21 protein-coding genes are annotated in these 25,532 nt (G+C 41.2%); 5 read left to right on the forward strand and 16 right to left on the reverse strand.

What is annotated here, in order from left to right; translation table 11 throughout:
- Positions 1 to 8 precede the first annotated feature (8 nt).
- Positions 9 to 2,150 (forward strand): ATP-dependent RecD-like DNA helicase, encoded by a 2,142-nt coding sequence (locus LCH52_10090; GenBank protein MCA0388832.1) that lies wholly within the window; start codon positions 9 to 11, stop codon positions 2,148 to 2,150.
- On the opposite strand, the gene LCH52_10095 is transcribed toward LCH52_10090, so the two are convergent.
- From LCH52_10095 to LCH52_10110, 4 genes are read right to left on the reverse strand one after another with little or no spacing between them, the layout of a single operon-like run.
- Positions 2,147 to 2,941: a hypothetical protein gene (locus LCH52_10095; protein MCA0388833.1), complete on the reverse strand. Its 795-nt coding sequence runs from the start codon at positions 2,939 to 2,941 to the stop codon at positions 2,147 to 2,149. The two genes, LCH52_10090 and LCH52_10095, sit on opposite strands and share 4 nt — an antisense overlap.
- Entirely contained in the window at positions 2,934 to 4,025 is a 1,092-nt protein-coding gene (locus LCH52_10100; GenBank protein MCA0388834.1) for a queuine tRNA-ribosyltransferase family protein, read from the reverse strand. The genes LCH52_10095 and LCH52_10100 overlap by 8 nt, the downstream gene beginning before the upstream one ends.
- On the reverse strand, positions 4,012 to 4,830 hold the full coding sequence (gene rsmI / locus LCH52_10105; GenBank protein ID MCA0388835.1) for a 16S rRNA (cytidine(1402)-2'-O)-methyltransferase: 819 nt from the start codon (positions 4,828 to 4,830) through the stop codon (positions 4,012 to 4,014). The genes LCH52_10100 and rsmI overlap by 14 nt, the downstream gene beginning before the upstream one ends.
- Positions 4,827 to 5,663 carry a hypothetical protein gene (locus tag LCH52_10110; GenBank protein ID MCA0388836.1) on the reverse strand — a complete coding sequence of 279 codons (837 nt, stop codon included), beginning with the start codon at positions 5,661 to 5,663 and terminating at the stop codon, positions 4,827 to 4,829. Before LCH52_10110 ends, rsmI begins: the two co-directional genes overlap by 4 nt.
- A 565-nt stretch (positions 5,664 to 6,228) precedes the next feature.
- Between LCH52_10110 and LCH52_10115 the strand changes: the two genes are divergently transcribed.
- Complete coding sequence (locus tag LCH52_10115; GenBank protein ID MCA0388837.1) at positions 6,229 to 6,540, forward strand: transposase; 312 nt, start codon at positions 6,229 to 6,231, stop codon at positions 6,538 to 6,540.
- A 23-nt stretch (positions 6,541 to 6,563) separates the two neighbouring features.
- A complete protein-coding gene (locus LCH52_10120; GenBank protein MCA0388838.1) occupies positions 6,564 to 7,508 on the forward strand; it encodes a DDE-type integrase/transposase/recombinase in 945 nt (314 codons plus the stop codon).
- 80 nt (positions 7,509 to 7,588) lie between these two features.
- Here LCH52_10120 and LCH52_10125 read toward each other — a convergent pair whose 3' ends face one another.
- From LCH52_10125 to LCH52_10135, 3 genes are all read right to left on the reverse strand, one after another.
- The gene (locus LCH52_10125) at positions 7,589 to 8,116 is read right to left on the reverse strand and encodes a TerB family tellurite resistance protein (protein ID MCA0388839.1); all 528 of its coding nucleotides are present in this window, start codon (positions 8,114 to 8,116) and stop codon (positions 7,589 to 7,591) included.
- Positions 8,117 to 8,123: 7 nt separating this feature from the next.
- Complete coding sequence (locus LCH52_10130; GenBank protein ID MCA0388840.1) at positions 8,124 to 9,608, reverse strand: hypothetical protein; 1,485 nt, start codon at positions 9,606 to 9,608, stop codon at positions 8,124 to 8,126.
- A gap of 146 nt (positions 9,609 to 9,754) precedes the next feature.
- On the reverse strand, positions 9,755 to 9,976 hold the full coding sequence (locus tag LCH52_10135) for a hypothetical protein (protein MCA0388841.1): 222 nt from the start codon (positions 9,974 to 9,976) through the stop codon (positions 9,755 to 9,757).
- Between the two features lie 738 nt (positions 9,977 to 10,714).
- Here LCH52_10135 and LCH52_10140 point away from each other — a divergent pair.
- Positions 10,715 to 11,854, forward strand: coding sequence for an ATP-binding protein (locus tag LCH52_10140; protein ID MCA0388842.1), 1,140 nt, complete (start codon positions 10,715 to 10,717; stop codon positions 11,852 to 11,854).
- Between the two features lie 40 nt (positions 11,855 to 11,894).
- Here the strand turns inward: LCH52_10140 and LCH52_10145 are convergent, their stop codons facing one another.
- The 3 genes from LCH52_10145 to LCH52_10155 all read right to left on the reverse strand — a co-directional run bounded on the left by LCH52_10145 (position 11,895) and on the right by LCH52_10155 (position 15,391).
- Positions 11,895 to 12,464, reverse strand: coding sequence for a cold shock domain-containing protein (locus tag LCH52_10145; GenBank protein MCA0388843.1), 570 nt, complete (start codon positions 12,462 to 12,464; stop codon positions 11,895 to 11,897).
- Entirely contained in the window at positions 12,454 to 13,725 is a 1,272-nt protein-coding gene (locus LCH52_10150; GenBank protein MCA0388844.1) for a beta-lactamase family protein, read from the reverse strand. The genes LCH52_10145 and LCH52_10150 overlap by 11 nt, the downstream gene beginning before the upstream one ends.
- Positions 13,726 to 13,990: 265 nt before the next feature.
- Complete coding sequence (locus LCH52_10155) at positions 13,991 to 15,391, reverse strand: T9SS type A sorting domain-containing protein (protein MCA0388845.1); 1,401 nt, start codon at positions 15,389 to 15,391, stop codon at positions 13,991 to 13,993.
- 203 nt (positions 15,392 to 15,594) lie between these two features.
- Here LCH52_10155 and LCH52_10160 point away from each other — a divergent pair, with 203 nt between their 5' ends.
- Entirely contained in the window at positions 15,595 to 16,032 is a 438-nt protein-coding gene (locus LCH52_10160) for an SRPBCC family protein (GenBank protein ID MCA0388846.1), read from the forward strand.
- 117 nt (positions 16,033 to 16,149) lie between these two features.
- Here LCH52_10160 and LCH52_10165 read toward each other — a convergent pair whose 3' ends face one another.
- The 6 genes from LCH52_10165 to LCH52_10190 form a co-directional block, all read right to left on the reverse strand.
- Positions 16,150 to 17,007, reverse strand: a complete 858-nt coding sequence (locus LCH52_10165; GenBank protein MCA0388847.1) for a type II toxin-antitoxin system YoeB family toxin — start codon at positions 17,005 to 17,007, stop codon at positions 16,150 to 16,152.
- 6 nt (positions 17,008 to 17,013) lie between these two features.
- Complete coding sequence (locus tag LCH52_10170; GenBank protein ID MCA0388848.1) at positions 17,014 to 18,111, reverse strand: DUF3696 domain-containing protein; 1,098 nt, start codon at positions 18,109 to 18,111, stop codon at positions 17,014 to 17,016.
- Complete coding sequence (locus tag LCH52_10175; GenBank protein MCA0388849.1) at positions 18,105 to 19,241, reverse strand: DUF262 domain-containing protein; 1,137 nt, start codon at positions 19,239 to 19,241, stop codon at positions 18,105 to 18,107. The genes LCH52_10170 and LCH52_10175 overlap by 7 nt, the downstream gene beginning before the upstream one ends.
- Before the next feature lie 90 nt (positions 19,242 to 19,331).
- Positions 19,332 to 20,471: an ATP-binding protein gene (locus LCH52_10180; protein ID MCA0388850.1), complete on the reverse strand. Its 1,140-nt coding sequence runs from the start codon at positions 20,469 to 20,471 to the stop codon at positions 19,332 to 19,334.
- A gap of 129 nt (positions 20,472 to 20,600) precedes the next feature.
- Positions 20,601 to 22,592: a DUF262 domain-containing HNH endonuclease family protein gene (locus LCH52_10185; protein ID MCA0388851.1), complete on the reverse strand. Its 1,992-nt coding sequence runs from the start codon at positions 22,590 to 22,592 to the stop codon at positions 20,601 to 20,603.
- Positions 22,593 to 22,996: 404 nt separating this feature from the next.
- On the reverse strand, positions 22,997 to 25,504 hold the full coding sequence (locus tag LCH52_10190) for a DEAD/DEAH box helicase family protein (GenBank protein ID MCA0388852.1): 2,508 nt from the start codon (positions 25,502 to 25,504) through the stop codon (positions 22,997 to 22,999).
- Positions 25,505 to 25,532 lie beyond the last annotated feature (28 nt).

Consider the following 25,532-nt stretch of genomic DNA (forward strand, 5'->3'; position numbering starts at 1 on the left):
AGAGAGATATGCCCGACAAACTTAAAGGCGAAATTGAACGCATAACCTTTTATAACGAAGATACCGGATTCGGGGTCGTAAGGCTCCGTTCCGGGAAAATAATTACGGGCACACTTCCGAAACTTTCCGAAGGCGACAGGGTTGAAGCAGAAGGTGAGTGGACTGTCCACCCCAAATTCGGTTCCCAGCTTAAGGTGAGTAAAATAGTGATAATGAAGCCGGAAGGAAAACTCGCCATCCTGAAATATCTCTCCTCAGGCGCCCTTAAAGGTCTCCCGAAAAACTCGGCTAAATTTATCGTCGACTACTTCGGCGAAAAGGCCCTTGAAATTATCGATAAAGACCCGCAAAAACTTCTGAAGGTTCCCGGTATATCAGCTAAAAAACTTCAAAAAATTCTTGAAAGCTGGAATGAACAAAAAAACCTTCACAAACTGGTTATTTTTCTCCAGAACTATGATATCCCCCTCACTCACGCCAATAAAATATTGCAGAAATATGGCGACAAAGCTGAAACTGTCATCCTGACCAACCCCTATCAGTTGATTTTTGATATCAGAGGTGTCGGATTCAAAACGGCTGATACCATTGCTCAAAAGATTGGCTTGAATCACGATTTTCCTCCGAGAATCAAAAGCGGTGTGCTCTATATTCTGGAAAATGTGGCAAACAGCGACGGACATGTTTATCTCCCTTATGATCAACTGGTCACTCTCTGTCAAAAAAATCTCTCAGTCGATCTTGCTTCTTATGAAAAGCAGTTCAACGAGCTGATTGCAGAAAGAAGAATACTCGTGGTAAATGATAATGTCTACCTGCGCGAGGTTTATGAATCCGAGAGAATTATCGAGACAAAAATCCTGGAACTCTCGAGAACAAAACACGATGACACTACCGATTTTTTCAAAAACTTTGTCCATACTCTGAAACACTTTTCGGAAGAACAGCTTGAAGCGGTAAGATTCAGTACGGAGAACGGCTTCCTCGTCCTCACAGGCGGACCGGGCACTGGAAAGACGACCACTCTAAAAGGAATTATCGATCTTTACAAGAAGTGCAAACTGAAAATTGCTCTCGCAGCCCCTACCGGAAGAGCCGCAAAAAGAATGGCTGAAGTAATCGGTCTCGAAGCTAAAACCATCCACAGACTCCTCGAATATGATTCACAGACAGGCAAGTTTGTACATAACAAAAGCAATCCGATAAAGGCAAATCTCCTCGTTATAGATGAAGTCTCGATGATCAATACATTTCTGATGGCATCACTTCTCTATGCGGTGGACAGTGAAACCACGGTCGTTTTTGTCGGTGACAAAGACCAGCTCCCCGCCATCGGACCGGGTAACATCCTCCACGATATCCTCGAATATAACCGGATTCCGATTATCAGATTGAATAAAATTTTCCGTCAGGCAGAGCAAAGCAGAATCATCACCAATTCTCACAAGATCAATCAGGGGCTCATGCCCGATCTCTCCAACTCGAAGGAGAGCGATTTCTTCTTTATGGAAGAGGATGACAGCAACAAAATCCCCGACTTGCTCCTCGACCTTGTAAAGAACCGCCTCCCTGCGAAGTATAATTTTAATCCTTTCACCGACATACAGATTCTTGCTCCTATGTACAAAGGAAATGCAGGGGTCGATGCAATTAACAACCTCCTGCAGGAGGGTCTGAATCAGGGGAAGGTCATCTATACAAAGGGGGATGTTACATTCAAGTTGAACGATAAATTTATGCAACTTGTGAACGACTATGAAAGGGATATTTACAACGGTGACATTGGTTATCTGGCAGGCTTGGACGATGAAGAGGAAGAACTGATCTTCAATTTTGGGGAACGGGAAGTAAAATTCAGTAATTCATCTCTCGATGATGTTACCCTTGCATACGCATGCACTATCCACAAAAGTCAGGGTTCGGAATACCCCTGCGTAATAGTGGTGCTTACAAATGAACAATATTATATGCTCAAGCGGAATCTGATCTATACGGCGATTACCAGAGCTGCTGAATTGCTGATAATTGTCGGAAGCAAGCGCGCAGTACAACTTGCTGTTTCAAACAATGCGGAACAAAAACGCTACACCTCTCTCTTTAAATTACCCGGTCAAACTGAAACTTCCCTCGCTCCGACCTATATGTTCTAAACGGACTTGCTCAGGATATATACCGTCTCATTCGGGAAGGTTAAATCAATCTTAATCAGCTCAAGCCCCTCTATAAGACCGTCAAGAAATACAGCATAGTTTTCAGCCATCCCTTTTTCTCTGCCACCAATCGATTTAGACGGAAAACTTACCACCACATTCTTTGCAGCAAGTGCATTTTTAAGAATCAAGGCGGCACTTCCTTTTTCCTGTCTCTCAATACACGACAATGTCTTGAAAAGAAAAACCACATCATAATCAGCGAAATTGATCTGATCCACCGTCAAATCCTTGTTCGAGCTCGAAAAATTTACCAGCCCCGCATCGCGAAAAAATCTGTTCAGATTATCATTCAACACCACATCAATATCGGAACAGTGATATTCCTCAACCCAACTCATAAAATACCCTGCCGAGAAAGGATTATATCCACACGCCGCATCGTAAATTTTAAATTTCCTGTCACTCCCCAACACCCCGAATATCCTGCTGTAGAATTCCTCATAAAACCCCGCCCTCTCCGCCGTCGATACATGCCCGCTCAATATTTTTTCAACATCCAACATCCCCCCGTCACCAACTAATAACTCATAATTCATAACTAATAATTGGTACGCTCCATAAATCTGATGCAGCTTTTTCTTCACATTTTTTTCAATCTCTTTTTCCTTGCCGTACCGGGTGATCATCATATCGATAATCTTACGAACGGTTCCCTCATAAACATTGGAATATTTACCCGATTTCCTGATCGAGGAGTAAATCTTTTCCGACAGAGTCTGTTTATCCATTAATCTGCCGCAGCTTGTCGGTGAGTCTGGTGTAAAACCGGAGATTGTGAATTGTTGCGAGTCTGTTGGCAAGTGTATCCCCGATTCTGAATAAATGATGCAGATAACTTCGTGTGAAGTGCCGGCATGTATGGCAGTCACATCCCTCCTCAACCGGCTTGAAATCCTTAATGTGAATGTCATCCTGCATATAAAGATATTTGTAAAATCCGTCTGCAAGATCATCGATATTTTCTATCGAATCGTAGTTTTTGAATGTGTAGAGCCTTTTGTGCCGGGCATCCCTGGTTGGTATTACACAATCGAAGATTTCATAACCGGCGATAAATGCCCTAACAAGATTTTCCGGCTTCCCGATTCCGAGAGCATGTTTCGGGTAACCCGCCCCCACGAGTCCGGCAACGAATCCCACCATTTCCAGAAGCTTTCCCTCGTCGTCGATGGGCCAGCCGCCAAAACCGTAGCCGTCAAAACCGATCTCCATCAAAGCTTCAACACATTTTTTTCTGAGCTCTTTGTTGTTCCCCCCCTGAACGACACCAAATATCAGGGGTCTGTCGTCATCCGAAATTTTCCTGATTTTGATCTGATTTTCATACTCTTTTTTGCATCTCTTTGCCCACTTTATCGTCAGGTCAACGCTCTCAATCTGGATTTCATCGGGTGCCGAGGGATGAGTGCAGTAGTCGAGACAATAGATTATGTCAGCTCCGATTCTGAACTGGTGCTGAATACATTTTTCCGGTGTGAGGGTCTGCTTCTCTTTTTCCTGCTCAAGTTTGTAGGTGAATCCGTCTTTGTGTATCGTCCCCGCTTTTGACTCGGTGATCAGGGAATAAACCTGAAAACCACCCGAATCTGATATCACAGGATGATGAAAGTTCATAAACTCATGGATGCCACCGATTCCGTTCACGGTTGTCAGTCCGGGCTTGGTGGTCAGGTGAAGTGTATTCACAACTATTGCCTCAATTCCGCAGGTTTCCAGATCGGACGAATCAACACTTCTTACTATTCCTCTCGTACCATCGGGCAAAAATACCGGGAAGTACATCTCACCTGAACGGGTTTTAAGACTCTTCATCTTCCTCCTCACTCTCCATTTTCTTTAATTTGTATTTTGAAACCCGTTTCTTTTCTTCGAATTCCTCGCTCTCCATTTCATCGGGATCATCAGTTTCAGAGTCACCCTCCTCATCTGTGAATTTTGGATTCGCACCCGCTAACAGTGCGGTTATCTCTCCCCTCAAATCACTCTTTTCCAGCACTTCCTTCATCTCTGAAAGTGGTGCCCTGATAATTGTTTCATACTGCTTTGTAAGTTCGAGACAGACCACCGCCATCCTGTTACCGAGCACTGCATATGCCGATTCCATCGCCTTGATTATCCTGAATTTTGACTCAAAAAAGATGATGGTGTGAGGCAGGTTTTTCTCGTCCTCAAAAAACTTCCTTCTTTTACCCTCTTTCCTCGGAGGAAAGCCCTTGAATGTGTAACTCGAAAAGGGAAGTCCTGAAGCTATAAGGGCAGTCTGAACCGCGGATGCCCCCGGCGACACCTCCACCTTGAAACCCTCTTCAACAGCCCGCGAAACCACCCTGTAACCGGGATCGCTTATCCCCGGCATTCCGGCATCCGACACCAAGCCGACATCAATACCCGATCGTAAAAGGTTGAGCATCTTCTCCGTCGCTTTTATCTCGTTATGTTCATGACAGGAGAAAAGATGGTGATGCATCTCTATTTCGAGTTTTTGCATCAAAGACCGTGTTGTTCTGGTATCCTCGCATGCGATGTGTTCCAGCGTCTTTAGAAGCCTGAGACTCCTCAAGGTGATATCCTCAAGATTTCCGATTGGAGTGGAAATCACATACAGAGTTCCGCTCATTTCCCCTCCTCCGTCACCGGTTCCTTGTCAACCACTACCACCACTTCATTTTCAAACTCGATATATCCGAGCTTCCAGCCAAACTCTTCGGCACCTTTCTTAAGGTCTTCTTCATGGTTCCCAAGGATGTCGGTCTTCTTTGCGACCAGATTCAGAGTCGGAAATGAAATTAAAACCTTGCGGGCAGGAACATTCTTCACCACTTCAAGCCCCGCTCCCGTCAGTCTGTGCTCAAGACAATAGTACATTTTGAACAGAAACGCCACATCCACCGGAATTTCAGGAGGACTCGGGTAAACATCCCTCTGTATCCCGAGAGGTTCCAATCCCTCCAAAGCAAAGTAGAAATTTATCAGATCAATAAACTGTTCATTTACATCATAGGCATAAAACTTCACGGAATTGTCCAGTCCCATCCATCTGAATGATAATGGATTCAACGCACAGGCAAGATCGGCTATCGATTCAGGCCTCCCCGTCACCTCAAACAGTCTGTTGTAATATTCCCCCAACAGAAGATTCCTCTCCCGGGTGGAGGCATGCTTCGAAAATATCGACCAGCAGACTCCCCTTATCTCCTCGTCATCTTTCTTTTCAAATGCAGCAGTCAGCGCCTCCTTCACTTTTTTATAGTTCGGCTCCCCCAGATATTCCGCCCGAATCCTGTGCAGCTTCTTTTTAGCTGCCTCCTCGGCAATTTTCAAACTCTTGTGCCGCTCCAGTTCCTTCACTATCACATCACGGATCGTCTCTTCAAGAATAATCTTATACTTTTTCGAGGCTTTTATTTTCTTTACTATGTCGTCTATTTTCTGCTGCATCTCATTTTTCATTTTAACACTGCAAATTTAACTATAATCTCCCGAATTTGGAGGACGCAGATTAAACAGATGAACGCGGCTGAAAAATGGAACACAGATGAAACGGATTCACCTGATTTCCACGGATGGGGGAAGCCCATGCGGCGACATATGGGTAGAAAAATGGAACACGGATGAAACGGATTCACCTGATTTCCACGGATGGGGCACCAAATCAACTCGCCTGGGCGTGTGTCATGTTCGTAGCAGAATGTTCGTAGCAACATCGACCAATTTCACCCACCGCTTTTCCCCCCACCTTTATAAGGAGGGGGGTTAGGGGGGCGGTACGAAGGAGGGGGGAAGAGCTGTAACTACCTCCTCATATCATCTCGCATCCACAAAATAATACTAATACTCTTTGCGTTTGTTTTAGCAAAGTTATAACTTATTTGGAAACAAGTATACTATTCATTGCAATAAGCACTTCCAGATTATTGATCTCAATCATATTTGTATTATCTTCTAACCATTGTGTTAAGGTTAGAAGAAAGTAGAATTTCATAAATTTAATTAAATAAATTTGGAGATTCCTAAAATGTCAAAAAGGACCACATATCCTGCAGCAAAGAAAGTAGAAATATTAAGAGAAATCATGGAAGGCGGACTGAAAGTATCAGATGCTTCAAGGAAATATGATATACCCGTTCAGGTAATTCTTCAATGGAAAAAGCGGCTGTTTGAAGGAGCCCTTCAGACATTTAGTGCACCCCCCGGAAAGAAGCCCGGTGATAAACACGATAAAGAAGTTGCCCTGCTACAGAAGAAACTCCAAAACCGGGAGATAGCGATAACAGGTCTGGCTATGGAGTTGATGTACTTAAAAAAAAACATCAATGGAGAAATGTAAAGGGTAAATGGGTATCTCCGGAGATAAGAGATGACATTTTAACCACGGTAAAAAGAATCAGTGAAAAGTACAAGGTTGCACAATTAGCACTCATAGCAGCATCAGGTACAGGAATTAGCACCTTCTACAAATGGGAGAAACAGTTTGGTATGCAACGGATTATGCAGACGAGAACACCTCCTTGTATCTGGCTGACAGATGAAGAGAAACTTGACATCATAGCTTATTCGAGAGACCACCCTGGAGAAGGTTATAAACGACTGACATTTATGATGATAGATGAAAATGTCGCTTTTGCATCACCATCAACGGTTTACAGGGTGTTAAAGAAGGAGAATCTCCTTAACCGGTTCAATAATGTAAAGAAGACAGCAAGCAAAGGGAGTGGTTTTCAGCAACCTGATGGAGTGAATCAACACTGGCATACAGATATCAAATATGTAAAGTTTCATTACTCTTTCTTATTTTTGATAACTGTTATTGATGGCTTTTCAAGGTACATAGTCCATCATGAACTTTTTCTGTCAATGAACACCGGGGATGTGATCATGACAATACAGAGGGCTTTGGAGAAACATCCGGGCATAGCTCCAAGAGTGATTACGGATAACGGGTCACAGTTCGTCTCGAAAGAATTTGGGGAGTATTTACGAATGGTCGGAATGAAGCAGATCAGAACCTCTGTGGTTTATCCCCAAAGTAACGGTAAGATCGAGAGATACCACAGATCAATCAACCAGGAGTGCCTGCAGGTGAACTCGCTTCTTGACTATGAGGATGCAAAGAGACAGGTCGCTGAATATGTGGAATACTATAATTGCGAGAGACTGCATAGTGCTCTGCATTATCTGCCACCTGAGGACTATTTGCTCGGAAGAATTGATGAAAGAATTGCGGAAAGAAAAAACAAACTGTTCGAAGCTCAACAAAGAAGATCAGAGAAAAATATGAGCTCTTTGTTAGCTTAATTAATAAATAATTATTCCACTTTTTGGTGAACCAATACATTCGCACCTAAATTCTTTTTTAGTTATACATTATTTTAAACTTAATTAATTCGGAATCCAGTTGCATTTTTTTTTGAAGGGGAAGCCTTCGATCTTTTTATTAATCCTTTCTCCAAATCTTCTTTGAACTTGGCTGCCAGTCTTTCACGATATTCTCTTCGCATTATTAGCGCAGCTCTATCTTCCTTGGATAGCTTTTCAATTTCATCTAAAATTTGACACAACCCAAGATAGCTGCACAATTTTGTTAGTATTTGGATTTCATTTGAATCAATTCCGTCTGTCACCGCAGCGACAACAAACGCATCGAGAATTAGCAAAACTTGCTCTTCCAGATTATCAGTAAGTTCCAGTTCGTTTTTTGTTCGTGCAGCTTCAAAGCATTCAACCATATCTTGGTCCGATAAACCCATTCTGCCCGCAACCAAATGTATTATGCCTATTTCAGCCCCATCTACATTCCCGTCTGCAAGACCGATATTAAATAAAATGGTGAGATGCGATTTCTGTTTTGACAATTTCTTTTCCATATTTAATATGCTTTCTTTAAATGTTGCTAGATTAGACATTTTTTATTTACTTCACTTCTTCAATAAATTCATAAAATTCGATTACCTGAGTATAAAGAAGATCAACGAGTTTCTCTTCATCCTTAAATAGTTTGACCAGGAGTTGATCCTGCCTTACAATTTCTTCCTCTTCCGAGTTTCCGAATTTATTTTGCTTACCATATGGGATTCTTAGAGTATAAAAGAGTGAAAATCTTTTAATTCCCATTTTCAGGTATGGTATAAATCTTTCTTCAAGGAACTGCACTGGATCACCTTGCCTGAGCAGAAAATCGAAATCAAACTCCAATTTGAACCTGTTATACATTTCACCTTTTATTTGTCCCTTTTTCCAGTCCCAAAGTCGATCATCGCTTAATGACAACCTGTAACGATGCAAAATGTCTTTTTGATCTTTAGATACTCCTTTGGATTTTATGTATTCAGCAATTTTCCCTTTGGAAAGACTGGCGATAAGTTTCGTAATGCTCTTTTGAGACATGTCAAATGTATCGAATCCAATGACCATGTATTCACCCGGCAGACCCATACTAATGTGTGGAGACCGCATTGGAGTACCATTTGAATCCGGGATGCCCCAATAATCCCAAAGTCCCGCCAAAGGCCGTTCGCTCATTATGACAGTTGATTCTTTTGGTTGCCCCTCGAAGTGCTTTGTTACCTTCTGATTCACTTTGTTTAATAGATGTGCAAATATCTGTTTTCTTTCTATTGAATCGGTGTCTTCTTTTAAGAGATTTTTAATATCAACATCAGCATTGGACATAAGGAAGTAGCCTCGTAAATTTTTCGTAAAATATTTGGTTGCAATATCCGTCTGAGAAAATCGATCTAAACTTTCATTAATTTCACGCCATGTAAGGTTTATAATGTTTGAGTTGCAGAAATCCTTCAACTTTTCTTTGTTCAAATTTAAACCGAATTTTTCTCTTACCAGGTGTCGCAAAATTTGGTGCACTGAAATTGGATTGTTACCGATTTTTGCCTCGACCAACACGGCAACATCCACTTTTTCACCTTCATTTTTTTTCTGCAATATCCAGGCATCTGCGCGGTTTTCACCAGTTTCTAGATCGGGCTTAGGTTGACTCATATCGCTTACCCCGGTTGTCGGATCGTAAATTTCGCTAAGGTTACCAAGGTCAAAAGGTAAAGTTGATATTATCATTAATACCTTTTGTACATCTGCCTCTTTGACCCTTCTATGATCTGCTTTGTCCTCAAGGTTTTGCAAGTCAAACTGTGGTTTTTTCAATTTTTTCAAAGCTTTTAGAGCATTTAAAGTGATTTTTTCTTTGGGCAGACAATTAAAGAAGCCCTGAAGCTGTTCTGTCTCTGAAAGAAAGTCCAGGAAAATTATGAAAGCGCGGGTGACATTGTCTTCAATAATCCCCCTTACATTTGCATCACCATTTTCTTGGGTCTTCGTTCTAATCTGAAGATGTTCGTTGTTATAGTTATGAAACAAGTTTAAGTGTCTGTCTCTGCTCATTTGTTATCTTTTGAAAGAGTTAGTCGGGTTTCACTATTAATTCTGTACAGTACCGGATTATCGATAAAAACCGGCTGTCGGAACTTGCTGTTCCCAAACATCAATATTTTCTTCTGCCAATATTTTATCCAGGAATCATTTAACAATTAATACATTTTCATTGGACCATTAACATATTTAGCATCATACTCTTTTAAAAATCCTTGTATATCTGGATCATTTTGTATAGCTTTCTTTAGATCTAGCATTATTTGATTCGCCTTCTTAACCGCATCATTATTTTCCCTCTCCCACCGTGCATTCTGAGCCATCAACCTAACTTCAGTTGGCCAAAGCAATACTCTTCCAATTTTTTCTAAAATAGACATTTTGTCCTCCATTACTCTTATGAATTTAATTACACATCACTGGTTAAATATTTTAACACCGAATTATACTGATTAGATTTCTATTGATTGTTAAAATTTGTTTTAGGATTATTTTTGAAGTAATAAAATCTGGGAAAAGTCAAATTCTGACATACTTAAGTTACAAATTTCTCTCGAAATATTTCATCACTATTCTTAATATAATTATCATAATTTTATCGGGTTGCTTTGCATAATTTTTTCATAAATTTACTAGTTTAATTAGTATTTCTACTAATTTATTAAGTAAAACTACTGATTACGAACTATTTTATTTGTTTGGAATAAAACTTTACTGAGGCAAATATTTGTCAAGCATTGTATTTTATTTCGACTTTTATTTAGAATTGACACATTTCTAAAAGAGTGTACTGACTTAAATTGACAAAAAAGTTCGAGTTTAGGTCATTCTTTAATATAATACGGAATTATTATTGCATCTCAAATGACCTCTTCAAAATCTAATTAACTGTTTGGTGCGAAGGGCAGATGCCTCATGTAAATATTTTTGCAAATAACCAGTAATCGGAATAACTCCCCTAAATTCCATAAATTTACCGTAATTTGTGGAGTATAACTCCATAAATTCAGCTTATTTTATGGTTTATATATCCATATTTTTTACTATATTTGTGGAGTTTCATTCCATAAATTTACCGTAATTTGTGGAATATGATTTATCATTATCTCAAAAATGACATGAAAACCTATTTAAAGCGAAAACTGGACTCCCCCGAACTTCTCAAAGCCAATAAGGTGCTTGTGATTTACGGACCCCGTCGTGTCGGAAAAACAACTCTGATGGACTCCCTTATCAGCAATGTCACGGGCAGGATAAAGCGCGTAACCGGCGATGACATTTCGGTGCAAAATACCATCGCATCGCGGCGACTGGATGTGCTGAACCCTTTCCTGTCGGAAATTAACCTTCTGGCAATTGATGAAGCACACGAAATCAAGGATGTGGGGAAGGGACTTAAACTGATTGTCGATAATATTGAAGAAATTACAGTAGTGATTACGGGCTCATCCTCTTTCAATATCGAACAGGCAGCAGGTGAGCCCCTGGTTGGAAGAAAAACCGTTGTGACTCTCTACCCTTTCGCACAGCAGGAGCTTTTGGCTATACATCAAAACGCTTGGGACCTAAGCCGAAAACTGCCCGAATACCTGGTTTTTGGTTCTTATCCTGAAGTGGTTCTGGCTAAAACTGTCCGTGAAAAGATGGAAATCATTCACGGGATTGTTAACTCGTATCTTCTGAAGGATATTCTTGCATTCTCCAATCTTAGAGGTTCCATGCTGATATTTAATCTGCTGAAACTGTTGGCTTTTCAGGTTGGAAGTGAAGTGTCTATGAATGAACTCTCAGACAAGGTGGGAATAGATGTTAAAACGACTCAAAGGTATCTCGACCTGTTGGAAAAATCTTTCATAATCAAAAGATTAACTCCCTGGTCGACCAACAGACGCCGTGAGGTTACTTCCAAAAACAAATACTATTTTATCGATAACGGTATAAGAAACGGAACAATCTCACAGTTTAACGGTCTCGAGAACCGAAATGACATCGGCGCTCTTTTTGAAAATTTCATCGTGATGGAATTCTTCAAAAAGCAGGCGAACAACCGTGACTATGGTGAGTTGTATTTTTGGAGAAATTATGAGAAACAGGAAATAGACCTTTTGCTGATCAGGGATGGTTTTATCCAACCTTATGAGATTAAGTATAATCCCAAAGCGAAGATAAAAAAGACCTCATTCACTGACACCTACCATGAAGTGTTACCTGTGAAAGTAATTCACTCCGAAAACTACCACGAATATCTGCTGGATTGATATCCCGTCCGCGGGGTATCAATCCCGGCAATTAAACCCTCTACCCCCCAAACTCTGCTGCCTTCTTCACCATTTCGTCATACCAAAACGGCTTTTTGGGGTTCTCTTTCAATCCCTCCATGTCGAGGTGTTCGCAAAGAAGCTTAAATTCGTCTGCGGATAGATAAGGCACAATCGTGACGGGAAGATTCAAAATTTTCTTCGAGGCGAGTATTCTTTCGACAACATGCGGAAAAATGTACCCAAGTTGTTTCAATTCACTAAACACAAAAAGGAGGTCATAAAGATTTGTAACCCCCTCCTCAAATTCCCTGAGCAGCACATCCACCAATCCGGGGATTTTCCCGACGGGGATCTCCTTCACTTCATACCAGATGCTGTCAACCTTCCTCTTTCCGTCAGGTCGCTCCTTTGAAGTGAAAAAGAGGAAGAAATCGCCCCGCTTCAGCTTCGTAAGTTTGGCAAGCAATTCCTCCCTCTTTATCTGACTGAAATGGAAAAATACATCGTTCCTGTAGTGCAGACTCTTCAGGAATCCATAGCCTTTTTCATCAATTTTCTTTACCCGGCAAAAATCCACGGGCTCATTTACAACCGCTCTATCTGGCAAGTACAATCCTTTTTGCTTTATATAACGCTTCCTGCATATGACCCATTGTTACCCGTATGGAGGCAATTCCTTCCCGAAGGTCCCATGCATTTGTGTAAATTACAAGAGTCACATCTGTCACAGGATCATGTATCATCTGGGAAAGATAACCCTCGTGCGCTCCTGTGTGTCCGTACCCGAGCATATTGATGCTGTTCACTCCACATCCGTAAAGGGAAAGTGAACCGGGAGCTGTCGGCAGACAATTCAACATCGTGGAATAAACCAGATTGGAGCTAAGAACCCCTTCGCCTCTCAACAGTTTTCTGATAAACAGCGACAAATCGGCAGGAGTGGTAACGAGGTTCCCCTCGGCTACATTTCCTGAAACATTTGACATGGAGACATTCTGAATGCTTCCGGGAATATGCACAAATCCGGGTGCAAAAGGAGCAGGCAACTGCTGGTCACTCCCCTGATCAGGCATCGATGAAGAGGTCATCCCCATCGGTTTTATTATCTCATCTGTAATAAACTGCCCGTATGACTTCCCCGAAACTCGCTCAATTATCTTGCCGAGAATCGAGTAACCGGTGTTGCTGTAATGAAAATCCGTGCCGGGTCTGAAATAATAAAGCCCGGTGGTGGCTACCACGCCGGCAAGCTCATCAAATGTAAAGGTATAGTTGGGATTTGTAGCTTTCATGTACTCAAGGTACCAGTCATTTTTATATGGTACCGGTGCACTCACCGTATCAGGAATCGGATCATTCGCCACATCAAACACCCCCGCACGGTGCTGCATCAACTGAAGAATGGTGATTTCATTTTTGAATGGAATGGCATAATTCTGGTCGCCGGGCACATAAGTGATGTTTGTGCCGGGAATTGTGTCTGTAATTTTATGATTGATGTTCAGCTTCCCCCTCTGATGCAAAAGAAGTATAGCTGCTGCTGTAAGTGTCTTCGTGTTGCTTGCAGCCCTGAAATGTGTACCCGTTGTTACTGCATTTGTAAAACCTGTCTGCTGAAACACTTGCCCTCCGGGATAAATTACCTGAAGCGCCAGTCCTCCCGGAAACTGCGGGTCTGCCCTCCTGATCGAATCGAGCGCCACATCCAGTACCTTTTTGATTTCATCAGAATAATTTTTGTGCATCGCTTCACTGCTGTTCTCATCCTTGCAGGAAACAAACAACATGGAAAGAATCAACGACATTACAACCAAAAGTGACCTCTCAGTGTAACTGCCGGTTCCTCTAACGGACTTTAAGATCGCCATATAATCTCCGGTCAAAATGTTTAATAGTGGACATCTATTGCGATTAAATACTTTGTGTAATTGCTATTAGAAAGAGTAACCACAAATTAAAGTTAATTCCACTAATAAACAAATAACTGCGTCACTTTACCACAAAATAAAAAAGCTGCCCCGTTTCTGAGACAGCTTCTTCTAATTATCATGTTTTTGGTATCAGGTATTATTTTCATACCTCAAACTTCATACTTCAAACATTACTGCATTACTGCATTACTGCATTATTGCATTATTTATTAAGTATCATCTTCTTTGTTGATTTGAAGTTCGAACCGTCAACTCCGGCAGCTTCGATGGAATATACATAAATTCCGGAAGTGAGAGCCGAGGCATCAAAGTTCAGGTTGTGTGTGCCGGCACCATAAGTTGCGTTGGCAAGTACACTTACTTCCTGACCAAGTGCGTTGTAAACTTTCAATGTTACCTTTGAATCAACTGCAAGATTGAAGCTGATGGTGGTTGAAGGATTGAAAGGATTCGGGAAGTTCTGAGCAAGTCCGAACTGTGAAGGAGCCGTAACATCCACTTCAACTATCGAAGAGAAAGCATAGCTTCCGTCAAAATCGATCTGACGCAGACGGTAGGAATTCTGACCGTTAGGTACATTCTTGTCAACAAATGAATAGTTGTGCGGATTCAGTGTGGTACCGTTACCGTTGATGTAACCAACTGACATGTACTCGCCATTTCCTGATTTTCTCATTACTTCAAATCCCTGGTTGTTCTTTTCTGTCGCTGTCGACCAGCTAAGAAGAACATTGTTGCCATTGGTTGAAGCACTGAAAGATGTAAATTCCACAGGAATTGTAGCATTTGGCAACTGGTAACCTGAAAGGGCGAGGTTCTGGAAGTTCAAAAGAAGTACTCTCTGACCATTCACGATGCTTATATCCGCTCCACCGGCAATACCTATGCTTGCTCCGGGAAGTGTAAACGAATATGAAGCTTCTTCAAGTCCGGTAGCAACATTATACTTGTGCAATGTATTTAACGCCGAAGCCTGATTCCAAGCCCAAACATATGCAGGCTGTCCGGGAATGCTGTCGAAAGCCAGACCATATTTACCGGTAAGTGTGCTGGTTATTGTCATCTTTAATGCACCGGTAGTGTCATGGAAGAAAATGTTACCACCAAAAGCTGTGTTCCAGAAACCTTTTCTCGTGGCATCCCATGCTACCGCTCTGGTCGCTCCGCCTGTGAGAGTAAAAGTTTTTACAGTTGCACCGGTATTTGGGTCTATCTCAATTACGCCAGTTGATGAGTTTCCACCAAACAGTCTTGTTCCGTCAGAAGCAAGATCACGAATAGATCCGGCATAAGTGAGTGAATCGAAAAAAGTACCCGGTCCGTTGCCCGGTCCGTCAGGATTGTAACGATAGATAAAAGTACTGTTCCAACGGTTGAAGTAATACTTTCCGTTAATGAACATGGCACCTACAGTACCACCGATCATGTTTGGTGAAGTTACACCGGTGTAATTGTAGACAAACTGCTTGGGCAAAGGAAAATCAACCGGAGGGATTGTATCCATATGAACACCGCCCAGTGGATTTCTGGGTGCCACATCAACCTGACCATAGGTCAAGGAAACAGCAAAAAGACAAACGAACAAAAAAGAAGCAAGTTTCATGGCGAGATCTTTCTGATTAAATTATTATTACATGAGATTATTAAAGAACCGTCTGCAAGATAGAGAATATTTTTTTTAATTGCAAAAGGTTTTTTATTTTTTTGATTTTTTTTTCTTGAAGTATCGTTTTTTTGTTAACTCTGTTTCTCTTAACTTCGCACTTTAACCGAAAATCTTTTCCCAACCTGTAATCGAGGCATGGTATGAAATACAGCAGCGAAATCGAAATCAATCTCCCTGTGAAAAAAGTTGTAGAACTTTTCAACAATCCCGACAACCTGAAACTCTGGCAACCCGGCCTGCAAAGTTTCCAACACCTCAGCGGCACCCCCGGCGAGCCCGGTGCAAAATCAAAACTCCATTACATAATGGGGAAACGGGAAATCGAAATGATCGAAACCATCACCGTCAACAACCTCCCCGATGAATTCTCGGGAACCTACGAAGCAAAAGGTGTCTGGAACGAAGTGAAAAACTGCTTTATCCCGCTGGATGAAAACCGAACCCTCTACCGCTGCGTAAACGAATTCCAATTTACCGGCTTCATGAAAATCATCGGCTTCCTCATGCCCGGTGCCTTCAAAAAGGAAAGCTACAAGTATATGGTTCAATTTAAGGAATTTGCAGAAAAAGCAGGGTGAGGCAGTAAGTCTCCACCCCCTGAAGACTGAATTTTTCGGGCAATTGAACGAATTTAGCTAAATTCGTTCAATTGGTTGAATGAATTTGCGTGAATTGGTTGAAATGATGGATTTTAATTAGTGAAAGAGATAGTGTCCTTTGCAAGCAATGAAAGTTACATTGTCATTCTCCACAAAATAACTTAGCCGATTCGAGATGTTAATCCTTTTTGAGGCCTCTTTCCCCCTGCCTTTAAGATTTTCTGTCTTACCAATCCCCCCGGTAAAAGGATGTTCTTCTACATCTTTCATCAAATCAAGTATCCACTTGAAGGTATCTGTATCCTGATTTTTCCAGTCTAATAATTGTTCGAAGAAATTTCCAGTAAATTTTATCTCATACACCTTAAAATTCAAATACATTGTTAACGATTTCTCATCTCTGAGATTTATCGACAGATAATTTTTCCCCCACTCCTCTATCTCCGGCGTATCGATATCGGAAGCATGACAAAGATTATAAACCTCAATTAGCCTGCTTTCATCTTTCGTTTGCTCAGTTATCTTAATTGTGATCTTTCTTCTCTCCCAAAAAGCATGAGACTGTAAACTGATTGCAGGAATCGATTTAATATTAGCAATTGGCAATCCTAAAGGTGAGTTTCTTGTGGGGGCATCATCATCTGCTATTACAAAATTGTTGCCGAGATAATTATCTAGTACTTCATCTTCCAGATTTTCCACAAATGGCCTTTTTGCAACAGACAATATCTGAGATCTAAGAGTAAAATCTGTGATTGAATAAACCCATTCGTAAAATGTTTTTGTTGGAGTGACATAGAGCCTTGAATAGTCCTCCTGAAATCGAATATGGTTAAAACCATATCTATCTTTTGATTCACGGAAAGTTAATAAAAGCCTGTGAAACACTTTATCAACCTCATAGTCATTCCCCAGAGGCGGGAGAAGGGAAAGTTCGTTAAATATTAATTCCATAAATAACTATAGAAGTTTTAGTAATTGATTCGCCCACTCATCTAAAAAATTCGGGGGATACTGGTTCAATTCTCCATTTATATCCAATCTAATTGGAGTAATTTTGGTGAACTGCTCAATATCTGTCGATTCTTTATCAAAAAACAAAATATTTACTTGATTTCTGTCTATCAATTCCTCTTTCACGGAAACCCGAATTCCATTGATGATATGATCACTGTGAGTTTCAATGAACAACTGAGCTCCTGTTGATGTTGCAAGCGATATCAACCTTCCCATTTCAGCTTGACCTCGTGGATGAATATGAGACTCCGGATTCTCAACCACAATCGTTTTCCCCGGCTCAGCAGTCAACAATGCGACAATTATTGGCAAGACATAAGATATTCCAAAACCAACATTTTTAGGACGGAATGAATTGGTCTTGTTATACCCAAACTCAAACTGATAATCCAAAATAATTTTATTTACATCCGGGAGATATTTGGTATTCAAAGTGACCCCGGGCGAAATCTCACTCAACCAGGCATTCACCTGATCTATCAATTTTTCTGATTTTGCACTCTTGTGTCGTAAATTTTCATTCACAGAGTACTCTGTTCCGAATGCGTTGAGATAATTTGCGGCAAATTCCCCAAGAAGCCCAATCTGTTTTTTATCTTCAACAATGATACTTGAAGAATCGTATAAATCTCTTGGTCCAATCCGTTCGGCACTTATGTATTGGAATTGCTCTTTCAGAGCCCTAAACATGCTAAAATCTCTACTTGAAAACTTTTTTTGAGTTTGTAGTTTATCTTTGTCTCTGCTGTAAATTAAATCCCATTCAAAGTTAATGAACCCGAATAACGAAACTCCAATAGCAATACTATCATTTTCGGCAAACTGATAAAGTGCATCCTTGCCTTGCCCGATCTGTACAAGGCTACCATTAAGATCAACTACTCCATCCTCCAATTTATCACTTTGCATCAGTATCAAAAGTGATTGAATTAGTGAACTTTTACCCATTCCATTTAGTCCCAATAATAAATTTAATGGCTTAGTGGAAATGGATACATCCTTTAAGGATTTAAAATTTTTGACTTTGATATTAGTTAACATTTACTCAAAATTTCATTGATTATTGAACTCATTTTTGAAAATCTTTCATTAACATTCGCTCTACTGCCCGTTGAAACGGTAATACTCCCAAGAAATGATTGATCGTTTTTCATTAAATTCTCCATAGCAGCCATAAGATCTGTTCCATTCGACCGAATGCTTTCACGATCATCTTCATTCAATTTTGCAAACAATACACTCAAGACTTCAAAAAGTGCCTTATTAAAAGGTTTTTTTCTTGGGAAATCATCCAATTTCCTGAAAGCATACCCTCCAAAAACATCCTTTGCAAGCCACATTGCACTATTGAAGTCTTGTTTAATCTTGTCCCTTTCCTGTTCAGATAAATTTTTTAACCCTCTCATCGCATTATTCAAAAATGTATCAAGATCGGGGATATAGTTTTGATAACCATAACAATAAAACGCAAGGAATCTTGTTACAAACTCCCTGTCCATCATCCTCGGACTGTCAATTTTATAGGAGGTTGCTTCCTTAAAAGAATCACTTTCAGCGAGATTGGTTACAAATTGAGCAGGAATACCCTGATTAAGAGCTTGTCTGATTTCCTGACTGTTAAGCATCAAACCACCCGTATTAATTCGCTTAAATATGTTGAATTTCACTTCATCCGGAGTGCCCGGGTTGATGAGATAGACGACTATTTGAGCTTCTTCTATCTGCCTCTGCAAGTTTCGAGGAAGATCATCATATCCTTTTCCCTCCAATTTTTGCAAAAACTCAAGCCCTTTTAATTTTAATGTCTTGTTTACAATAAAATTCTGTAACGAACTTAAGCGTTGAAGCCCGTCAACGACGAGCCAACAATCATTATCTGAGCCATCAAAATAAAATGCAGGAAGAGGAAATTTGATCAATAACGACTCAATCAACTGGCTTTGTTTCCTCTGATCCCAAAGATCCCTTTTCCGCTGAAATGCAGGCTGCATATCGATTTCAATTGGGTCTGCCTTCAACCTTTTTATCAACAAATCGATCGTCAATGGTCTGTTATCAATACGAATATCATTGGGATTAAAGGGCTTCTCCATTAAGCTGTCGGTGGATGTTTCTTCAATTTCCACAGCAGACTCAGGGCTGCCAAAAATTAATTCGTCGTCAGGGGTCATTTTTCAAATTTCGAATAATTCATATACTAAATCTAAGGATTTTTACGGTTTTTTGTTTGATCAACGGGAGTGGAAGATAACAGACATTTTTCACATCACAAAGTCATGATAGTTATTAGCCGATATCACATGAAACTCCGATTCCGGATATGCCGTTGAGAAGGCTACGGGAAATTTTGCTTTCTCCTTATTGAATTTGAACTCATACGCAAAGAATCTGCCTTCCCTTTCCTCTATCCAGTCAATCTCCTGTTTGTCATAAGTACGCCAGAAAAAGTTGTTTGAGAGAAGGTCATTATATTCCTGATACTTGATTCTTTCACTTATTATAAAATTCTCCCACAAGCTTCCCGTATCGTTCCGAAGTTCAAGAGGATTGACATTAGCCACCAATGTGTTTCTTATCCCGTTATCGTAGAAATACCACTTTGCGTTCTTGGTGATTTCCTTTCTTAGATTGCGGGAGAAACCCTCAACCTTGAAAATAACAAAAACCTTCGACAGAAGATCAAGATACTTCTCAACCGTGTTTCTGGAAATCCCAAGATTTGATGCCAGTTCATTCATCGACACTTCCGCTCCTGCCTGGAAGGCAACCAGTCTTAAAAGATTTTTAATCACCCCGGCATTTTTTACACCCTCGAACGACAAAAGATCACGCAGCAGATAATCATTAACCAGCTCTTTAAGATACTTTGCCTTCGCCGTTCTACCCTGAAGTGAGATAACTTCGGGATAAGAACCAAAAACAAGTCGTTCCTCGAGTGCGGATCTCTTTTCAACAAGCCCATAAAGGGGATCGAGTTCCTGCTCGCTCAATGGAAAAAGACGAAATGTGCGGTTTCTTCCTGTTAGAGGCTCTCCGAGTTTTCCCGACAAATCAAATGCCGATGATCCCGTAACAATTACTCTTAATCCGGGGATGGAATCAACCATCAGCTTCAGAATTTTCCCGATCTCAGGTATCTTCTGAGCTTCATCTATCACCAACAGTCTTGAAGTGCCGAGAATTTTTTCATAATTTGCCACAGTCCGGTTCTCAAGCAACCTCTGCACTTCAAAATCCTCACCATTAAAAAAAATGTACGGCTCGGAAATCATCGAAACAACCTTGTTCAACATTACCGTCTTTCCCGTCCTCCTTGCTCCAAGCAAAATAACCACCTTCCCCGGAACAAGCGACTCAAGAATATAAGACTCAATTTTTCTGGCAATCATAAATTTCTCCATTCAATTGAACAAATTTAGCTAAATTCGTTCAATTAGTTGAATGAATTTGCGTGAATTGGTTGAAAATGGAGATAAACTCTTAAAATACCAGCTTATCACTGATACCTGCATACGGCCTGTTAAATCGAGCTACCTCTTACCGTCTCTATATTCCTCAGGTGTTACAGTCCTTACAACCCATTCTTCTTCAGAAAATCCAAAGTGCTTCAAAGCTCTTTTGCAAAAATTAAATATTGTCTGCGAATTCAATTGGGATTCTGCAAAGTAAGTCCCTCTGATTATTTTGGGAGTCTTAAACTTGCCGCCGACTTTTGACAAAAAAGTTGGATTTTTTAATGCTAGCTCTTCAAACTTCACGGGGTCCAGATCGTACAGGACATTTAATGTCTCGTTCAAAACATCCCGCCACGATTGAACAGAAATATTCTTACCGTTGAATATTAACCCGATTGCATAGAGACCAGTAACGACTTCTTTAGTAATCGTGTATTCGTTCCCGAAGTATTTCCATGTGTCAATGATCAACGAAGCAAGTTTTAGTGATCGCTCTCTTACATCTTCAGGTTGCCACGAATTAATTGAGTCAAAATATCTGTTAATTTCGAGGTGGCTCTGGGCGTAGAACTCCTTTTTTTTGTCAAAACTCATATTGGACAGCTCGGAATTGTAACCTGTTAATGTCAAATTGCCGATGACATCCACATAATCATCATGCCATTCAATTCCCTCATCACCCAAATATTCCATCCACCACTCATTTAGTGTCTTTGGCATGATATGCTCGATGGTCAAATTGTCCAGATTAATTCTCTCTTTGTGATTAAAAGATTCCTCAATAGATTCAAGGATGAATTTTGTTTTTAACTGCCTGTCTCCGCCACCATACATTTTTCTTTCCGTTATATCGCGCAGAATATCAGAATCTTTTGGATAGCCTTTTGTTGTGAGGAACTCTGCTGCTGTTCTTGCTATATCCTCGCCGCTTTTCTCTTTAACGACAGAAATCAAAGACGGAAATATTTTGTTTAACTGGTTTGTAGCAATTCCCATTAAATATCTTCTTATCAGATAATTTTCGAGAATCTCAAGGAAAAGGACAAACTGTTCTTTGGTCATGATCTCTGAATCCACATACTCATACAATTTTAACAGTAGTGGGTAAGCGGTAGTTACTTCTATTCTGTTAATCCTTTTTAACTGTCTTTGCAATCCTGCATGAGTCTCGAATTCAGGTTCTAACAGTTTCTGATAATTAGTGCCAAATTCAGCTAATTTCGTCAAATAATCTCTTGCGTCATCTTTTCCCAAAGAATCTTTAAACCTGTCGTAGACCTCACTGTTCTTGACTATGTCACCATCTTTCATTAAAAAATGTCTGATAAATTCGGTTAGTTTTTCTCCAAGGGCTTGTTCCATAGGGAACCAGCATTCCTTATACTGAACTTCCTGTTCCTTTTGCTGAATTCTCATAAAAAGGTGATTCTTGATGAGATCAGCCTGAGTCAAGGGCTTACCTTTTGCATTCAAACTCTCAAACACGAGATAGGGATTGTCATCCTGGTCAAGGGTAATGCTTACAACATAAAGATAATGTGTTATGATATTCCTGTATAACTTGTAATCATTACTCTTCCTGATTCTTTCATAAAAATATTTATACGCATGAACCAGAAGTGAATCCTCATCCACTTTTCCTCGGCCTATCAGATTCTTTAAAGTCTCCCGATCCTTCTGTGACGACAAAACTTTATAATGTTCGTCGCCTTCTTTGTATTTATTCACCAGGTAAGAATCATTTATTTCATTCGCCTTCACAACATCGCCAAGTTCATTTGCAATATCACGAACTGCGCACAAAATCAGATACAATGTGGTCAAACGCTGTTGCCCGTCTATAACAATGTATTTGGCTACCGCATCCGGTCCGGAATTCATCGGCAGGGTTACAATTGCCCCAAGGAAATGACTTTTATCATGCCCTTTATCGGCAATGTAATTCAGGTCATCCCACAAAACCTCCCACTCCCTTTTCGTCCAGGTGTAGTTCCGCTGAAATAGAGGTAACTGAAATTGTTTGTTACCATCAATCAAAAAGGATATTATACTTTTGTTCGCTTCCATAATTTCTCTCTGCTAATACTGTAATTTGAAAATATTAATAAAAATGATCAGCCCGTAAACTCTAAATCCGGTTTAATTCACCACCAAACCAATAGCCTGTGGTTTTAACCACAGGGAGAGAAAATTTCCCGAAAGCAGTCGGCAGGACAATCGAGGACGATTGTCGCTCCTTTTCCGAAATTCAACAAATTACACACCTAAAAAACTCATAATTTCCTACACACATGTCGCCACAAGGGCTCTCTTTGCGGTCTTTGCGTCCTTTGCGGTTTCCAAAAATCCTTCTGTCGAATCCATGTCCCATCCGTGAAATCAGTGGAACCATTAATTTGTCGATAGGACAATCGAGACGATTGTCACTCCTTTTCCGAAAGTCAACATTGTACCAACTCATAAATCATAACTTATAACTCATAATTAACAAATGTCAAACGATAGTCTTCTCCGCTTAGCACGGTATCATATAGCCCGACACCCTCACCCTGGTGTTTATTCACTCCGGTGTAAACAAGACTGGCATCCTCGTACCGCTTGAATTTGTAAACGGCATCGTTCATCAGAGCGGAATTGAACACCCCAAGACTTACTAAAAGATCAAAATCCTTCACGGTAAGTCCCGTTACTTTTTTGAATAAACCCGGTTCGAGTTGCGTAATTACATCCTTCAGGCTTCTCTCACGGTAGTCGGTAAGATAGAGGAACACGGGAATTCTCGTTGCAAATTTTATCAGTTTCTCCTGAATCTCCTTCCGCTTCGATTTATATTCCTTCTCTTCCTCTGTCAGTTGCCTTTTCTCGTCAGAAGAGAGGTGTCGCTCATTCGCTTCCCGTTTCAGCTTTTTAATCGACTCCGACTTGTTGATTATTGTCTCGATATCCTGATTCAGCGACCGGAACCCCTCAATTTTCATCAGGGCATCCATCGCCTCCTCGCTGTTCATAAGCCGTTGAAGTGTGGCATTGTCAACATTCACAAGAAGAGCACTTTCCCATCTCCTCGCAAGAAGTGTAGCCGAGGTACCACTCAGTGCCATATCCAAAATGCCAGCCGCATCTATCTGCTTCATCGAGCTGCCGTCATAGGCAAGAACGGGAAGAAATTTGATAAACTCCTCCACCTTCTTTTCGGGATTCATCTCATTCACATTCAACCGGCAACTGTAGTCAGCTGTCTGCCTCAGTGCCCTGTCGGGAGCAAAATCGAAAATGTAGCACTCCTCCTTCATTATCAGTTCCTTGTTGGGCGAAAGACTGTCGGGATTTTTAATCGTCCAGGGAGTCTGAACACGAAATGCAGCCTGAAAATATGTTTCGGGACTGGAAGAATTCCTTAGCATGAAAATCCCCGTCCACGGCTTAACGGAAACACCCGTAGTAAGTTTCCCGCATGAAAGGGTGATGCTCTTTGTCTTTAACGGATTTTCCATCGCCTCCTTTACGGGTGGAAGTGCTTCCACACCAATCCCGGCACCATTTCCCGCTGCAACAACAATTCTGTATTCATGATAAAATTTATTCTGAGGCTGTTTCAACAAATTCGCCATGGCATTGCAGGAGGCGATTGACGGCAGAAACCAGAATGTATGCGAGAGCACCCCCAGAAGCCGCACATCCGAAAACGGCATGGGTGGTTTTTGTGCTCCGAGCTTGAGGTTGTCGATGGTTGTCGCAAGATAAGCCCCCCTGATCAGATCGAGCCACTTCTGCACTTCATTCAAATATTTGAATATTGCCTGATCCCCCTCCCCCTCGGCTTTAAAAAATTCATTCAAATCAAACTCGTCAAACTCACCCCCCCTTGCCACATCCTTGATGGAAGGCGGAAGCTGATATGTAAGCATAACCATCCGGGGAAGTGAGGCGTATGGATTTTCGTCCCCTTTCCACTCCTCTTTTGCTCTTTGTTCGTCGGAGTAGGTCCAGTTGAAAATCTGCTCTTCTATAAATTCACCCGATACAATTGCCCGAAAAGGAGTACCCGAAAGATAAAGGTATGCGTTTGTGGTGATCGGCATGATGCTCTCATCAAAATCTTCAAGCCATTTCCCGTTCGCAAATTCCCTCTCCTTTTTGTCTTCGGCTTCGAAGAGGTCTTTGGCATTTTCCCGCCATGCTCCGTAATGGTACTCGTCAAAGATCACACAATCCCAGTTGGTGGTGTGCACCCATTCGTTCCTCGGCTTTATCCCCCCTGCCTCGTTTCTCCCGAGAAAATCCTGAAACGAACCGAAGCAAACCACGGGTCTCGAAGTGTCGGCATCCTCCATCCTCCTGCCGTTCCTGCTGATGAATTGCCACCCCTCAAAATCCAGATGTGAATTAAGATCTTCCTCCCACGCACTTTGAACAGCGGGCTTAAAGGTAAGAACAAGCAGTTTTTTCCACCCCAGTTTTTTGGCAAGCTGATATGATGCAAAGGTTTTACCAAATCTCATTTTGGCATTCCAAAGGAAGTGGGGTGTTTTGCCGGGATTCTCGGCACTGAAACTTCTGAAATACCGGGCTGTTTTCTCCACCGCCTCCCTCTGCTCGGGTCTCATCTCAAAATCAAGTGTCCGGTTCTCCTCATTTCTTACTCCCGTTTTTATCGCAACTATGGCAACTTTTACATCATCGACCCCGCAGGCAAACCATTCACCTTCGGGATTTCTGAACCCCTTCTTCCGCAGGAACCTGTGGACTTCGTGATCTGTAAATACCGACCCGTCGTTCCGCATCGCAGGCTCCTCAAGGAGTATCCTGTAGGGAGGCTCCCCCGGCTTAAGCGTTGGATACTGCTGCCCCACCCTCGTCTTTGCATCACGAACTGTAAAACCAATTTTGAGGAGACCCGCATACTGTGGATGTGTATCCTCGTATGCGTATATCACGGGATTTGCTTCAGGCTTCTGCGGAAAAAAGTTTTTAGGCATTATTTCTTACCAAAATTGTTATCTGTCT

This window comes from Bacteroidota bacterium, from assembly GCA_020161395.1.
GTDB lineage: Bacteria > Bacteroidota > Ignavibacteria > Ignavibacteriales > Ignavibacteriaceae > UTCHB3.